The organism is Desulfoluna butyratoxydans (assembly GCF_900699765.1).
GTDB lineage: Bacteria > Desulfobacterota > Desulfobacteria > Desulfobacterales > Desulfolunaceae > Desulfoluna > Desulfoluna butyratoxydans.
Genome location: NZ_CAADHO010000001.1, coordinates 282,406 through 297,664 on the forward strand (window position 1 = coordinate 282,406; position 15,259 = coordinate 297,664).

The window sequence follows — 15,259 nt, forward strand, 5'->3', positions numbered from 1 at the left end:
CCCTGGGGCGACAAGACGCCACAGGGCTTTCCAACAAAGCACTTGGAACTTTGAAAAAACTGACTAGTCGTTCTCGGCGGGTTTTTCTTCCTCAACCCCTTCGTCGTTCTTCCAGGATTCCTTCAGCTCGTCAAAGCCGAGGTAAAGAGCGAGTGCGCCACCGAGAAGAAGAAGCGCGGGTACTGTTCCTGCAAGAAGCTGAAGCAGTGCATCAAACCATACCGCAATACCAATCAGGCCAAGAACCGCTGCAATAGCACCACCGATTAACGTCTTCATAAACCAGTTCCTCCTTTAAGCATAAATTTTCTTTATTTTTAACTTTATAATCTCCCCAACCGGGGATCCTTACGAAAGAACACTGCCGATGACACCGGCGGGAGAGGCGGCAGGCTAAACCTTGATAAAAACAACAAAATACAAACCAAATACGTATGTCATTTCAACAAAATAGAGCCCGGCATAACGCCTGTTTCTCTTTAGAATATAACTTGTGGAAGGTACCATATCAACGGATTCTACGCAACCCCAAATCCCGATAAATTTACGAGTGATTAGCAGCGATGAACAACCGTTCATTGTCTCTTTTACCACAGAATTTCACGGCAGGATGAATCACATTCCACCTTGGTTTACCCCTGCCGTGCAGCCAGATGTCTGACAAAGCCCCGGTACCCCACGGGGTGAGTGCCATCACCCCGGCGGTGGTTGAGCACCGGCCCTGCAACAGCCATATAACGTTTTGAAATAGTGTATCTTTAACAACACACCCCCTGTTTCACCCGGGATAATAGAGTTGCACAATCACAGGATCTATATTATTTACAAGCGTTAAACCATAAGGCCCCTTGACTGAATACGACGGGGCCCTGGATGGCTCAGCCCTGCTTCTTGTTTTGTCCCACCGAAGCAGTTGCTGAACAGGCTTTTTTATACCGCTGCGATGCGACTTAGCAAAGAGAGCTCAAGTGCCTTGCCACGTGTGCCGCCGTGCCTTTCTCCGGCATCCTGCCTGCCAAGGCAGCCTCGCAATCCGGACACCCAAACAATCGGAATTTTTGAGACATGTTGACATTTCGACGAAAACGCAAAACCAAGACCCCCGTGGGCGATGCCATGCGGGTCCACTACTCGAACTACATCCCCGAAAGAGGGGGCGCCATCTCCGATCTGCTGCGCCGATTCATGTTCAGAAACATCGTGCTCTCCGAGACGGAGAAAGAAAAGATCACCCAGCTGGACGAAAACGGCATCTTTGTCTATGCGTCCAAGTACCGGAGCCACTTCTCTTTTCTCTACTTTCACACCCGGCTCAAACAGATGGGCCTGCCCTTCCCCACCATCGGTTTTGACTGCACCATCTACGCATGGCAGCCCCTCGGCCACCTCCTGGGGATCATGGGCTCTCACATCCGCTATTTTTTCCGCCATTTTTCCGTGCCCGACCCGGTGGAAAGCGGCCACTTCAAAAACCAGCTCTTAAACGGCAAAACCGCCATCCTGCCCCTCATCGGTCGGGACGCCTTTTACCGAAGCTTCGTCAAATCCAAAACCGACCCCATCGCCTGCCTGCTGGAACTCCAGGCCGAAACCGACAGGCCCCTGTACATCATCCCCGAAGTGATGATCTTTTCCATGAAGCCCAAGAAAAGCGGGCTCTCCTTTTTCGACATCCTCTTCGGCACCCGGGAGCGTCCGGGCAAAGTCCGGCGCCTTGCCGGCATCTTCAAACGCAACAAAGAGAGCTTTGTGGAGTTCTGCGACCCGGTCTGCCTCAAGACCTGGCTGGCCGCCCCGGGCATGGAAGAAAAGTCCATAGGGGAACAGGCCCTGCTGCTGCGCCGCGAGCTCATCGAGCAGCTCAACCGTCACCGACAGACCATCACCGGACCGGTCCTGAAAAGCCGCCAGGAGATCCGCGAAAGCATCCTCACCGGAAAGTCCCTCAAAAACTTTATGATCCAGCACGCCGAAGAGAGCGACACCCCCTTGCAGGAGGTGCACAAGAAAGCGGACACCTATCTCGACGAGATTGCCGCCAACTACAGCTCCCGCTGGATCCGCATCTTTGAGGTTTTCCTGGACCGCCTCTTCAAGAGCCTTTTTGAAGGCATCGTCACCGATAAAAAAGGGATCGCCCGGGTCAAGATCCGCTCCAAGCAGTCCCCGCTGATCCTGGTTCCCTGCCACAAGAGCCACCTGGACTACCTGATCCTCTCCTACGTCTTTAAAAAGCACAACATGCCCTGTCCCCATATCGCTGCAGGACGAAACCTCTCCTTCTGGCCCCTGGGCATTGTCTTAAGGGGCGGGGGCGCCTTTTTCATGCGCCGCACCTTTAAAGGGGCCAAGCTCTACTCCCGGGTCTTCTTCGAATACATGTCCAAGCTCCTCTCCGAAGGGTTCAACGTGGAGCTTTTCATCGAAGGCACCCGAAGCCGGACCGGTAAGCTCCTCTCCCCCAAGGTTGGCCTGCTCTCCATGCTGGTGGACGCCTGCAGACAAGGGGCCTGCGAAGACCTTCAGTTCGTGCCGGTCTACTTCGGCTACGACAGGGTGCTGGAAGAGGACGCCTACCTCCACGAAGTGGAAGGCGGGGACAAAGAGTCGGAGAACCTGGGCCAGCTCATCAAGGCGCGCCGTTTCCTGAAACGCCGCTACGGCAAAGTGTACGTCAACTTCCATGAGCCCATTTCCCTGTCCGACGTGGTCAAAGAGCAGGGACTCGACTTCAAGGGCATGGACACGGATCAACACAACACCTTCTGCAACGACCTGGGCTACCGAATCATCAACAGCATCAACGATGTCTCCATCGCCACCCCCTACGGAGTCGTGGCAAGCGCGGTGCTCAACAGCATGAAAAAACGCTTCACCTTTGAGCAGGCCCTGGAAGACATCCGCCTCTACACCGATCACCTGGACGCCATGGACGTCTGGGTGGCCGACTCCCTCGGGGAAAACCGGGAGCGGTCCTTCCAGAGCGTTCTGGACAGCTACGTCAGGCGCAAATTCCTGGAGTGCGGCTCCGACTGCAAAGGCCACCTGGACCCGGGAACGGTTTTCAACCTTCCGGAAGGCCAGCGCCCTGTACTGGACTACTACAAAAACAACTGCATCATCCACTTCATCTCCGCGGCCATGACGGCCCTTGCCATCAAGGAGGTCAACCGCTTCCAGTTCCAGGCAGGAGAACTTCTGGAAGCCTACGACTTCCTGGCCGATCTTTTTGACCCGGAGTTTGCATTCAACCGCACGGCCACCTCGGAGTACATGGTGCGAAAAGACCTCAAGGCCTTCATCGACACCCACACCATCGTGCCCCACGAATCCAGCCCGGACACTTACGAGATCACCCCGGACGGCCTGAGAAAGCTCACCCTCTTCTCCCGGTTCCTCAGGACCTACCTGGAGTCGTACCTGGTGGCCCTCACCGCCTATGAGTCCAAAAAGGCATCCAAGCTGGACGGCAAAGCCATGGTGAAGAAGTGCCAGAACCTCGGCAAAAAAATGTTCAAGGTAAACGAGATCGAGCTCCCCGAGGCCCTGAGCGACATCACCTTTAAAAACGCGGTCCGCCACTTCAAGGACAAAGGCATCCTCGACGAGACCAGCGGAGAAGCCACCCACTCCTTCTACAAAAACTCCATTCGCCACTACCTGGAGGTGATGGAGAAATAGCTTGGCTAAAAAGGCTAAAGGCTAAAGGCTAAAGGCTAAAGGCTAAAGGACCTTAAGCAGCTTCGGTTGGAGCTGTCACGTGATGAATCAAAGCCGTGGGCGACTCGCTGGAGTGGCCCACGGCTTTTTTGGTGAATAGAAAAAAAGGGCGTAACTGTTGAGATCAAAAAAGCCTCCGGGGGCCCTGCCGGGGGCCAAACTTTTAAAAAGTTTGACAAACAGGATTCGAGAGCAATTTCGGCCACGTCACTGATACTGGCGAATCATATGCTTTGGACTTAATAAGTCTGTAGCTCTCTTTTCCCTCAGCCCCTCGGGGCTGAGGGAAAAGAGAGCTACAACCGAAAAGTTTTTGGTCCAGCTTTTTTCAAAAAGCTGGCCGCCGGAGGCAGTGCGGTTAAGTTCATAATGGCCAAGTAGGAACAACGTATCCTGTTGGGTCGAAGCTTGTGAGGCAGTCCGCACACACCATCAGCGTTTGTGTCGGGCGAAGCCCGAGTCAAAGGCCCTTGCGGTTTGGCCCGAGGAGCGAGGGACTAAGCGCAAGGGCAATCAGCTTTCGAGGTCGCTCACCTCGCCGCCGGAGGCAGGCTTTTTCATGCACTTTAACCATAGAAGGCAATGACATGCAGGCAATGATACTGGCGGCGGGGCTTGGGACCCGGCTGCTTCCCCACACCGAGGTTCGGCCCAAGCCCTTGTTCACCATTGGCGGGGTCACGCTCCTGGAGCGGCACATCAATGCCCTGGCCGACGCAGGATTTGACGCTGTCATCATCAACACCTGCCACCTGGCAGAAGAGATCCACCGGTTTATCGACCACAAATCATGGCCGGTAAAGGTCCACCTGCGACAGGAAGAGACCCTGCTGGACAGCGCCGGTGCCGTGGCCAATGTGGCGGACCTTCTGGACGGCTCCCCCCTGCTGGTTGTCAACGGGGATACCTTAACGGACATCGACCCCAAGGCCCTTTACGAAGCCCACCTGGAACAAGGCAATACGGCCACCCTGGCCCTTATGGATCGCCCTGAGTTCAACAATGTGTCCGTGGATACCCAAGGGCAGATCCGAGCTTTTCGGGAGCCCACCCCCAAAGACATGCAAAGGCTTGCCTTCACCGGTATGCAGGTGCTGTCCCCCGAAGCAATGGCTGCCATTCCCAAACGAGCGTACGGCATGGTGGACCTCTACCGGGACCTCATCGCCAAGGGTAAAAAGGTTCAGGGTATTGCCCTGGAGACTTGCCTCTGGTTCGACTGCGGCACCGAGGCCCGTTACCTGGAGGCCACCAAGGCCCTCATGGTCCCGGAGGCCTTCAAAAACACCTTTGACTCGGCCCAGGGCCCCTTTGAAACAATCCCCTTGAAAGGGGACGGCTCCGACCGCAGGTGGTCCCGCATCACAAGCCCCGAGGGAACCCTCATTTCCTGTGAGCACGGTATTCATCCAGGTTTTGCCACAGAGGAGGCCGAATCCATGATCCGCATCGGTACCCACCTCCGCACCAAAGGCATTCCCATCTCCCCTGTTGTCAGCGGTGATGCCGTCTCCGGCCTTGTCCTCGTCAAAGACGCCGGCAACACTCACCTCGCCGAATTGGCCAGAACCCTGCCCGAGCCCGAGGTAGAAAGCCTATACCAAAAGGTCATCAACACGCTGATCCGTTTCTCACAGGAGGGTATCCAGGGCTTTGAGAGCGCATGGTGCTGGCAGACACCTGCGTACGATAAAGAGATGATCCTCACCATGGAGTGCCGCTACTTTATGGATGCCTTCATCAACGGCTACCTTGGCATGAACGAATCCGCAGAGCCCTACCAGGCCGCCTTCAACCTCATCGCCGACAAGGCCCTTGAAGGTTCCCTCACCGGCCTCATGCACCGGGACTTCCAGTCCCGAAACATCATGGTCCATCAAGATGCATCCGGCGCATACATCCCGACTATCATCGACTTCCAAGGCGCTCGCCGCGGTCCCTTTCAGTACGATCTCGCATCGCTCCTCATCGACCCATACGCAAACCTGCCCCTCCCCATGCAAGACCGGCTTCTTTCCTATACCATCCGGACAATTGCAAACCAGGGCATTCCTACGGAAAAAGAATTTCGCACCAGCTACACTTTCTGCTCCATCACCCGAAACCTCCAGATGCTGGGAGCCTTCGGTAAGTTGACCCAAAAGGGCAAAGCTAATTTCGAAAAGCACATCCCCTTAGCCCTTGCCACCCTTGGCAACCGCCTCAGAAACCTAAATAACCAATACCTTACAGATCTTTTCAGGTTGATAGAAAAAGCAACGCCGACGGCAAGGTGAGCGATGGTTGTTGTCCCATGTGCAGGTGCCACTCCTATTCATTTTACGACAACGAAAAAGCCAACCCGATGAATGCCAGGTTGGCTTTGAAAATTGAAACGACATTACAAGTGAATGATTACAAATCCGCACCGCTGTGCTTCCAGTAATCGGGCACAACAACAGGGATTTCAGGGTCTATGATTTTTCCCTCACCCGTGCTGATGAGAACCTTTCCCGTATTTTTATCAAAAACAAGGGCTGGCTGAGGCATGGGGTTGTTCTTTATAAGATACGATTTGACAGAAAAAGCATTATGACAAGTATTCACAACATAAATACGCCCTGCACCGGGCTCACACTCAGCTGCCGGGTTACATATATCCAAAGGATCCGCAGGCACGACTACTGGCGGAGTATATGTTCCAAATATCATATTATTGCCTACTACGAGAGGCTCTGAAATCATTTTTTCCCCCGGAGTATCGACAAGAACGTTCCCCTTGTACCTTTTGCAAGGGAAATTAAAAAACCAGCCTTTGACCTCTCCCTCATCACAACGGGTCAAACAATCGTGATAGGCAGACGAACATTCTGTTTCACATGGCTCCGGGTCAACTGCATCCAAGCAAGTTTCAAAACATGCTGTTTCACAAGTTGCCGGGTCATCTGCACCCAAACAATTCTCGGAGCATTCTGTCTCACACCTTTCCGGGTCATATGCATCCAGACAATTCTCGGAACATGCCACCGCCCCTTCGGAACAATACTCCTTGCAGGCCGTCGTCCTTTTTGGAGGATTCTTGGATATAGAATATGATTCTAACACAACCCCGGAACCAACAATCGCAGGATTCGGTTTCATGGTAACCATTACCTGTGATAGATCCCTGCAGGCAAGTGCCTCCCCGCTCCATCGTTCAGGCACAGCATACACACTGTCAACAAATCCGGGATCCGCGTAGAGCGGATGCTCTCGGTCACCCGTTCCAAAGAAAACCATCTTCGTATCGCAGGCATACCCCGCCACAGGCGCATGAAAAATCTTCTGGTGATAATCCACCTGATGGTTGGCACCGTTCTCTGTCACAACCACATTGAATGTTTGTGCCGAGAAAAGCTTGTGCCCTACATTCCATCCGCCATTTGGCACTTTATCCTGAAAATCAGCGGTCAAATCATCAGACATATGATACACATTGCCGTTTAGATCTCCGGCATAAATCCGTGAAAAAATCCGCTTATCATTTACATTTCGCTCATGATCATGATCGATAATCCTTGCTGAAATGATACATGCGTCACTCCCAAAACCGGTATCCGGAAACCGCTTTATCAAATCGCCTTCAAAATCAAACAGCGCAACGAATCGTCCCTTCTTGTCAACACCGGGCCTCAGCTTGTCCTGATTTTCATCATACCCTCCTGCCACAAGAAATCCTTTTTCCACCCCGCCCGATGTAGCCACCTGACAAAGCTGAGGCTTGCTCCATGAGAGCCCCCACCCCGTTGTTCCTCCGACTCGGGCTTTATACACAGGTACATTACTGACGCCATCATTCACATTGGATACATCAATAATATGATAAAAAGATCCGGCGCGACGCTCTCCAATGACAAGGTACTCAGGTTTCCGCACGACATAGGAGTAGCTATCTTTATCGTTGTCAACCATGGTACCGGAATCGTCATATTTAACAAGACTGTAATACAACGTCATAAAACCATCAGCAAACCACCGACCGGACACCTCTGACGTTCCACTGAGGTATCGTAACCGGTCAACGAAGTCGGGAAAAACAAACGCCCATACTTCTTCTCCGTTTGAATCAAAGCAGTGCAGCAGACCGTCATTTGCCCCGGCAAAAATGTACGATTGCCTCTCATAATCCCGGATCTCATCTTTCGGATACTGCGCCACAACAATATTGGAATGAATGATGTCTCCAAGAGGCCACTCATACCCATAACCGTATACCTCAGTGGCTAAAAAATGGGCCAATCTCTCCCCTTCGTAATTGTTGGTATCATCTTTTTTAATGGCAAGGCTCGGTGCCCCTTCGCCCAAACCATCTGTTGCCAGATCCCCCAATATGCCCTGCCGCCAGATGCTGCCACCTTTGTACGCAACATAAATTCTGCGCCTTTGTTTTACAGCATTAAAGATGTCCGTCGGAGAAGGGGAATCCGGAAGGATAAGGCCATTATTGATTTTTCGATACAACCTTGATGCCACCCCCTGATCAGGAATCGAGGTATCGGTACTGTCTTTTTTGGTGGTTGTACCATTCGATACGGCCCAATAGTCTTTCACGGCCGTGTCCACCGATCCATTGGTTTCAAAAAGAGGGGTGTCTCCCTGCCCGACAACAACCTCGCCAGCCCTCTTAAACTTCTGGATATTCCCCATACCACGGCCGATGCTGTTCAGGGTAAAGGTCGCCACGAAAATATCATCGCTTGAATAAATCATGTCGGCTTGGTTTATGGGGGTGGCAGCCCGAGAAAAGGAAAATGACGCTTCGACGGTATGAAGAACAGCATTCAACGCATCAATAATTTGCCCCTTATTGGTTGCAAGAATGTATCCCCCACCACCATTTTCACCAGTGTCTGCTAAAAGGTCTTCATCCAAATCATCCGCATTCACAGAAAGGTTTAAGCCGATAACATGCGTTGTAATATGCTGCTCGTCATCTTTGGCAGATAAATCTTTATGCTTGAGAAAGTAAGCAACATCATCAAGCCATTTCATTTTCAGGTTGGAGGCATTACATGAGTCGTCTGGGGTATCGTCCTCTGAGTCATTGGTATCATCATCGTCGTCATTATCGAAAATACTATTCCAGCAAATAACATCTTCAAAATCATTGTCTGCATTTCCAATCGTTTCATCGGTAACCTCTTCACCTTTTTTATTATAATAGCGAAATGTTTTCTTACTTGCATCATAGATCCATCGATAGGTAAAATCATCCGAATCAAACGTGATTAGCTTGCCATTGGAATCAAGCCAGCTGAAGTCATCCTTAGGCGCGCCGTCCGTAAGCAGAACAATGTAATTCTTTTGATCAGGACACTGAATGGGGGATGTGTAGGGATTTGCATCATCATAGTCGTTAAACCAGCTATCTTGTCCTGAAAAGTAAAGCCCGGCCTCGACGAGGCTTTCCGCAAGCGGTGTCTCCTTCGAAACATCCTTCATTCCATAGTATTCATAACCAAAATACAACGGCCTCCCGTATTGAGACACGGCGGTCGACGCTTGATCTTCCCAAGGATAACGCCCATAGAGTGCATGTCGTAGGTCTATTGCGGAATTATCATCGCACGGAATGGAAATATCCCCACCATTGCTCTTCCAGTGAGCCACATTGAGACCTGACCAGTAGTAATTCAAGTCAAACTGCATGACCCCGAACCGCACTTCCAGAACATTATCCTGGATAACACTCCAAAGGGCGTCAATCCCCACATAACGCCTGGATCTCTCCTTTTCCAAATAATTCAAGAAATTTCCGGTCATCAATGTATACTTGATCGCACCACCACAACTCGAACCAAAAATTTCCCAGACTTTGCTCTTTGTCCAGCCCTTGGTACGCAACGCCGTTCTCGCTGATTCACACTCTATCACACCGTAATTTGCGTTATGGCGATTATCAACGTAAATTCCTTCGTTATCATCTATGCCATCGATAGAATTATTCAATGAATTAAACTCACGAACCCCTCCCATCTTCACATAAATTTTATCGGTCTCGTAGTCACCGTAGCCGTCTTCGCTTCCGTCATTCCAGTAGTCCCTATATTGAATGCTTGAATCATATGATGTTGATGCACTTGCCCAAGGAATTTTTTCAGACTCACCCTCGGCATACTTCATGTAGTTGATATAGTTCCCTGAGGCGACGATCTTTTTTAACCCACTGTCACACGTGCCTGAGATTATTTTAAATTTCCCGACCCAAAACCCTTTCGTTTCAACCGCAGTCATCGCTTTCTCGCAAAGAGTTGGCGCTTGAATGATCCACCCATCTGAGCCAGGGTAAGTGTAATATCTTTTGTCCGACTTTTTATTCATTTGGCCTTTGTAAGAGGCAATCTTTTTTTCTACCTGATCTTCCGAATCAGCGCTTGCTTTTTTATAGACAAATCCTGGGTCATACGGAGCTACCGTATCTGTGATCACATCTTTTTCCCTCATGGACAAAGAGGTATCTATCAAAAACAAGACATTGGGCTTCACTGCCACGGAGCACTCGCTGAACACATCCGTATCGTATCCCCAGGCACTGGCACTGACCATCCCAGCCATCACAACACCCATAATCCATTTTTTCATGACGTTTTCCCCCCTGGTGGTAGCGGATGTTAAAATAAATCCCTGTCCTGTTCTGCAGGCAATGAAATCCCCTTCTGCACCCAGGTGGTGGAAGGGACCCGTTTGTTGTTGACAATTTTTGGGCGCCGACTGTATGCCGTGGCGGTTATAGCAAAACGGCGTTTGTCAATAGATCCAGCATAGTACCGATGGCTCAGACGCGGGACAGCATTTGCTTGGTCCGAAAGAACACAAATAGCCGCATCGCTGTCACTTCCGCTGCAGACCGGCTCAGCTTTATTCACGATGCGACGAATTTCAATTTTCGCTACACTACCGGACCCATCCAGATATGACACATCAGAATCATTCACATAAAAGGTCGTTTTAAAATCACTGTACTTCGTATCATTAAGCAAGTTAGCAATTTCAACTGTCGTTGTGGCGCCCGGATCGCGCAATTGCCTGAAGTGTGCAATGGCATGGTTCAGCGCTGCCTCAGCCCCTGCCAGCTCTTCACTATACCGCCTCGCATTTTCAGCAATCTTGATCTCAAACACCGAGGTCTGGGTGGCAATAAGCCCCATCACGGTAATGATGAGGATAAACATCAAGGTAAAAAGCATCACAGACCCTCTCTCGTCGGTCAGGCTATTCGGCATCTCAACCCCCTATTGCAAGTTATTTTGTGGCTTGACCATAATGCGGGACATGGTTTTTATTTTACGGGCCGTAATGGAATTCCAAGCCGCCACGAGGTAAACGTTTCGAACGGAAAGGTCCGTACCCCCATCCCCGTCCACATCCGTATCTACGACTTGATGCCTTAGAAATAGACGAGCCTTTCCATTACCCCATGTCATCCAGGCATTGGGAATACCATCGATATCATCGGTACCCTCAACTGTGTCTATAAATGCAGAAAACCCGTTCACCGAAAGGATGTTGCTGTCCCGGAAGAGATCGGCGGGTCCGTCCGTGGCACCGTAATCCGTACACTCTGCCATCTCCACCCCGGACGTGAGCAATTGCGCTGCCATGTCTTTTCGCCGGGTCTCTTCGTCGGTCTGGATGGCATTGAGCTGAAGGCCAATAACCCCGAGCATGGCCACGGCAAAAATCGCCATGGCAAAGAGCACTTCCAGCATGGTAAATCCGTCTTTGTTTTTCATCGTCAGGTCTCCGCAACAGACTCAAAATCGGGGATCAAAATCCCGGTTAACGATCAATAGTACATGTTCCTGAATTTCACCGTGGTGGTGTAGAGGCGATAGGAATAGTTGCCCGTGTCCAAGCCATCCACTGGAAAATTGGGGATAAAGTCGACCTGGGTTTCGGATGTATCATGATTCTTGCGTTTGGTGCTTCGCATAAGCAGCCAGATCTTGGCGGCGCGAATCCGGTCAAGGGAGGGTTTCGGATCCTTAATTGGGGTCCCGCTTATATCATCAGCGGTTATCTTTCCCAAGTCGCTTAAGGTGTAAAAGTGAGTGAGCGTAAGATCGGTATCTTCCGGCGTGTTGTCGTAGGCCCATCTCACCCCGTTGGTCGCTTTTTCTAATACACCATAGCGGCTGGCCCCGGCTCCCAGATCATCAGAATCATAAGCATACAGCACCCGAAACGCTTCAACGTTTTGAAGCAGCGCATTTGTGTTGTTATTTCGCTGGAGTTGATTACTGCCATTAAGGTACCTGAAGACTGTCCGCTCGTCGTATATGTTGTTTCCAGCCGAGTCGTGAAAAACAATTGTACCATCGGCATTTGAATCAAAGGTAAAATCCATCTGTGTCATACCGGCAACGCGGAAGGTGGCCAGCCGGCCAGAGCCTCCGTCGTCCCGAGGCACAGGGGAATATCCTGCCAGCATCAAGTCATTACCGATGACAGCCAGCGCCGCCCTGCCATTTTGCTGCATCATCACCTTCATCTGGTGGTCTTCGTGGCTCTTGGTCTGATCGATAATCAGGGTACAAATTGCCGTGATTAAAATAAGGCCGATACCCAAAGCCACCAGGATTTCAAGGAGCGTAAAGCCCATGGTGCCAGCAGGAACCCGCAAGGCCGATGTTCGTATTGATACATTCTTATGCAAGGTCTTCATGATTCCTCCCCTGGGTCTTGATCGTCTTCACCTTCTTGGCCGCATCCAGATGCCCCTCCGCTGCTTGAAGCCTCATGAGTCCCAGATGCCTGCCTCATGGTGCCCAGGTTGTTTATAACAATGCTGTATTCGCGAAGGGACCTGTCGTTCCAGACCCTCAACGTCCCGCTGTTGCACCCCAGGAGAATCCCCCGTGAGTTGTACCCCATGGATTCCTGATTGGTATCGCAGAGGACATGGCTTGATGCAGTAAATACCTCGGTGCTTTCAGGTGTTCCGTCTCCATTCTGATCCCAGCTGATCCGAGCCGATGAAAAAGGTTTCGGGGTCTCATCGCTCGCGTCTGACACCGCATCGCCCTTGTCATCGTAATATATCACTGTGATTGTTTGCCCCTCCTTGATGGCTTTCATGCGGACGTGCTGAAGGGCGTTGTAGAGTTCCCTTGATGCCCCGGCCGTTCGCCTGTTCGAAAGAAATTCCTGCCAGGCTGGAGAGGATATCGAGACGATAATGGCGACCAACGCGACGGCCACCATCAACTCAAGAAGGGTAAAGCCTCTCTGGTTCTTCATGATACGCTCCTGAGAAACTCTCATAGTAAATATACTTTCTTTAAGAGTGTACTATTATTCTCTATCAAACACCCACAACACAACGAACGACACACAAAGCCAGAAATTCATTGATGCAAGCCTTAAGCCACCCGTAAACATTGTTTAAAAATTGATTATTCTACTTATATAGAAGATTCACGAGAAAAGCTTGTTTGACCCCATTAATTGCTCTTTGGATGCACTCATTTGATAATCGAAAAACACCAACCACTCACCGGAATCACTTCACTCAACCAGAAAATCGTTAAATATTTTTACATTTCAAATGTTAACCCCATAAAAACATACCCTTAAATGAAAATATAAACCTTTAAAACATTTTTACCCTTATACTCTCACTGCAGACCAACAGCTATAACGACCTATAATAATGATCAAAATAAACAAAAACCTTTTCATCAAGCGTTGCACCCTGTGATAAAAAAAATTTTACGATCGTTTACGAATCAAAAGCCCTGCAAAAGGGCACAAGGAGGTGCCACAAGTCAAAGGGCATCACTTATTTTTATGGAGAGAAAGTAACCGAAAGAAATTTCTTTGCGTCATGACGATGCGACGACGGGCCCATGATTTGGGATAGTAAAAGCACGACCATGCCGCCTATAAAGCCACAATGGCTTAACTGGAGGGGTGATGGATAAGGCACGTCGAATGATGGCCTTCAGGGTGTATTGTACAGGTACGTTGACTCTTGGCGTGCTTATCGTCCCGACACTTACTTTAAATGATGAAATTTCATTTTGGACAGAAGGGAGGGATGGCTGATTTCAAGAAGCCTGGAGGCTTTGGTGCGGTTGCCGCCTGTTTCTTCCAGGGCGCGGCGAATCATTATCCCTTCGAGCTTTCGTACAGCGGCTTTGAGGGAAAATCCGTCAAGGAAAAACTCGTCCTGTGAACAAGGTCTTTCCTGAGGTGTCCCCACAATAGCTGCAGGCAGGGTATCGGGTTCAACCTGATCGCCGTTGGCAAGGACAACGGCGCGCTCCATGGCGTTCTCCAGCTCACGGACGTTGCCAGGCCAGGGGTAGGCCAAAAGACGCTTCATTGCGGCTGGAGAGACGCCGATCACCCTGCTGCCGAGCTTGCTGTTAAACATCTTCAGAAAGTGTTCGCACAGCAAGGGGATGTCTTCCGGGCGTTCGGACAATGGGGGAAGGTCAATGGGAAGAACGTTGAGGCGAAAAAAGAGATCTTCGCGAAAGGCGCCTTGGGCTACCTCTGCCCGCAAATCCCGCGAGGTGGCAGCGATGACGCGCACATCGATTTTCCGGGTCTGGACGCCTCCAACGGGGCGTACCTCGCCCTCTTGAAGCACCCGAAGGAGCTTGACCTGCATGGCCAGGGGCAGCTCTCCGATCTCGTCTAAAAAAAGGGTTCCGCCGTGGGCCTCTTCAAAAAGCCCTTTCTTGTCTTGAACAGCCCCGGTAAAGGCCCCTTTTTTGTGCCCGAAGAGCTCGCTCTCCATGAGGGTATCAGGAATCCCGCCACAGTTCACGGGGATCAGGGGGCCCTGGGCTCGTTCGCTCGCCGTGTGGATGCCCCGTGCGATGAGTTCCTTGCCCGTTCCGCTACCGCCGGAGATCAAGACCGTGGTAGCATACCGTGCTGCTTTGCGTGCCAGGACAAAAACATCCTTCATGGCATCGCTTTTTGCCACCATGTTGGAGAACCGAAACCGGCCTTCCATGAGGCCCAGCTGGTCTTTGAGATAGAGATTTTCGTTTTTAAGATCCCTGTGCTCTGCGGCACGAGAGAGGAGAAGGGTCACCTCGTCGGACTTGAAGGGCTTGGAGATAAAATCAAAGGCTCCGTGTCGCATGGCTGAAACCGCGGTGTCGATGGTGCCGTAGGCGCTCATCATGATCACCATGGAGCGCGATAAAACCGCCTTATTTTCCTTGAGCAGGGAGACCCCGTCCACACCGGGCATTTTCACGTCAAGGAGGACAAAATCATAGGGAGAATCGAGCTTCGCGGCCCTGCCGGCCATCTTAACACCGGTCCCCCCTGAAGCCGCCGTCTCCACGGCATAGCCCTCTTTTTCCAGCAAGACCGAGAGCATGTGCCGCATGTTCTTCTCATCGTCAATGATCAGGATCTTTCCCGCCACCCCATCCCCCTCTAAATTAGTTCTGAAAAAACATGCCTCCGGCGGCCCTACCGGGGGCCAAACTTTTGAAAAGTTTGACAAACAGGTCTCACGTACGTTTTTTGACTATTCGAAGGTGTTTCCTGAATC

At 51.1% G+C, this 15,259-nt stretch carries 9 protein-coding genes; 2 read left to right on the plus strand and 7 right to left on the minus strand.

Going from position 1 to position 15,259, the window contains the following annotated elements; genetic code table 11:
- Nucleotides 1-63: 63 nt before the first annotated feature.
- The gene (locus MSL71_RS01335) at nt 64-279 is read right to left on the minus strand and encodes a hypothetical protein (RefSeq protein ID WP_092207469.1); all 216 of its coding nucleotides are present in this window, start codon (nt 277-279) and stop codon (nt 64-66) included.
- Between the two features lie 786 nt (nt 280-1,065).
- Here MSL71_RS01335 and MSL71_RS01340 point away from each other — a divergent pair.
- Nucleotides 1,066-3,681: a 1-acyl-sn-glycerol-3-phosphate acyltransferase gene (locus MSL71_RS01340; protein ID WP_180136876.1), complete on the plus strand. Its 2,616-nt coding sequence runs from the start codon at nt 1,066-1,068 to the stop codon at nt 3,679-3,681.
- 626 nt (nt 3,682-4,307) lie between these two features.
- A complete protein-coding gene (locus tag MSL71_RS01345; protein ID WP_180136877.1) occupies nt 4,308-5,996 on the plus strand; it encodes a sugar phosphate nucleotidyltransferase in 1,689 nt (562 codons plus the stop codon).
- A gap of 118 nt (nt 5,997-6,114) precedes the next feature.
- On the opposite strand, the gene MSL71_RS01350 is transcribed toward MSL71_RS01345, so the two are convergent.
- The 6 genes from MSL71_RS01350 to MSL71_RS01375 all read right to left on the minus strand — a co-directional run bounded on the left by MSL71_RS01350 (nt 6,115) and on the right by MSL71_RS01375 (nt 15,130).
- Complete coding sequence (locus MSL71_RS01350) at nt 6,115-10,320, minus strand: PilC/PilY family type IV pilus protein (protein ID WP_180136878.1); 4,206 nt, start codon at nt 10,318-10,320, stop codon at nt 6,115-6,117.
- A 29-nt stretch (nt 10,321-10,349) separates the two neighbouring features.
- Nucleotides 10,350-10,961: a pilus assembly PilX family protein gene (locus MSL71_RS01355; RefSeq protein ID WP_180136879.1), complete on the minus strand. Its 612-nt coding sequence runs from the start codon at nt 10,959-10,961 to the stop codon at nt 10,350-10,352.
- A 9-nt stretch (nt 10,962-10,970) separates the two neighbouring features.
- On the minus strand, nt 10,971-11,471 hold the full coding sequence (locus MSL71_RS01360; protein WP_180136880.1) for a prepilin-type N-terminal cleavage/methylation domain-containing protein: 501 nt from the start codon (nt 11,469-11,471) through the stop codon (nt 10,971-10,973).
- 53 nt (nt 11,472-11,524) lie between these two features.
- The gene (locus MSL71_RS01365; protein ID WP_180136881.1) at nt 11,525-12,403 is read right to left on the minus strand and encodes a PilW family protein; all 879 of its coding nucleotides are present in this window, start codon (nt 12,401-12,403) and stop codon (nt 11,525-11,527) included.
- The gene (locus MSL71_RS01370) at nt 12,400-12,978 is read right to left on the minus strand and encodes a GspH/FimT family pseudopilin (protein WP_180136882.1); all 579 of its coding nucleotides are present in this window, start codon (nt 12,976-12,978) and stop codon (nt 12,400-12,402) included. Before MSL71_RS01370 ends, MSL71_RS01365 begins: the two co-directional genes overlap by 4 nt.
- 757 nt (nt 12,979-13,735) lie before the next feature.
- Nucleotides 13,736-15,130: a sigma-54-dependent transcriptional regulator gene (locus MSL71_RS01375; RefSeq protein ID WP_180136883.1), complete on the minus strand. Its 1,395-nt coding sequence runs from the start codon at nt 15,128-15,130 to the stop codon at nt 13,736-13,738.
- Nucleotides 15,131-15,259 lie beyond the last annotated feature (129 nt).

What these genes read in the sequence shown, in the direction of transcription:
- MSL71_RS01335 (WP_092207469.1), bottom strand. Translation starts at nt 279, where the DNA reads ATGAAGACGTTAATCGGTGGTGCTATTGCAGCGGTTCTTGGCCTGATT.
- MSL71_RS01340 (WP_180136876.1), top strand. Translation starts at nt 1,066, where the DNA reads ATGTTGACATTTCGACGAAAACGCAAAACCAAGACCCCCGTGGGCGAT.
- MSL71_RS01345 (WP_180136877.1), top strand. Translation starts at nt 4,308, where the DNA reads ATGCAGGCAATGATACTGGCGGCGGGGCTTGGGACCCGGCTGCTTCCC.
- MSL71_RS01350 (WP_180136878.1), bottom strand. Translation starts at nt 10,320, where the DNA reads ATGAAAAAATGGATTATGGGTGTTGTGATGGCTGGGATGGTCAGTGCC.
- MSL71_RS01355 (WP_180136879.1), bottom strand. Translation starts at nt 10,961, where the DNA reads ATGCCGAATAGCCTGACCGACGAGAGAGGGTCTGTGATGCTTTTTACC.
- MSL71_RS01360 (WP_180136880.1), bottom strand. Translation starts at nt 11,471, where the DNA reads ATGAAAAACAAAGACGGATTTACCATGCTGGAAGTGCTCTTTGCCATG.
- MSL71_RS01365 (WP_180136881.1), bottom strand. Translation starts at nt 12,403, where the DNA reads ATGAAGACCTTGCATAAGAATGTATCAATACGAACATCGGCCTTGCGG.
- MSL71_RS01370 (WP_180136882.1), bottom strand. Translation starts at nt 12,978, where the DNA reads ATGAAGAACCAGAGAGGCTTTACCCTTCTTGAGTTGATGGTGGCCGTC.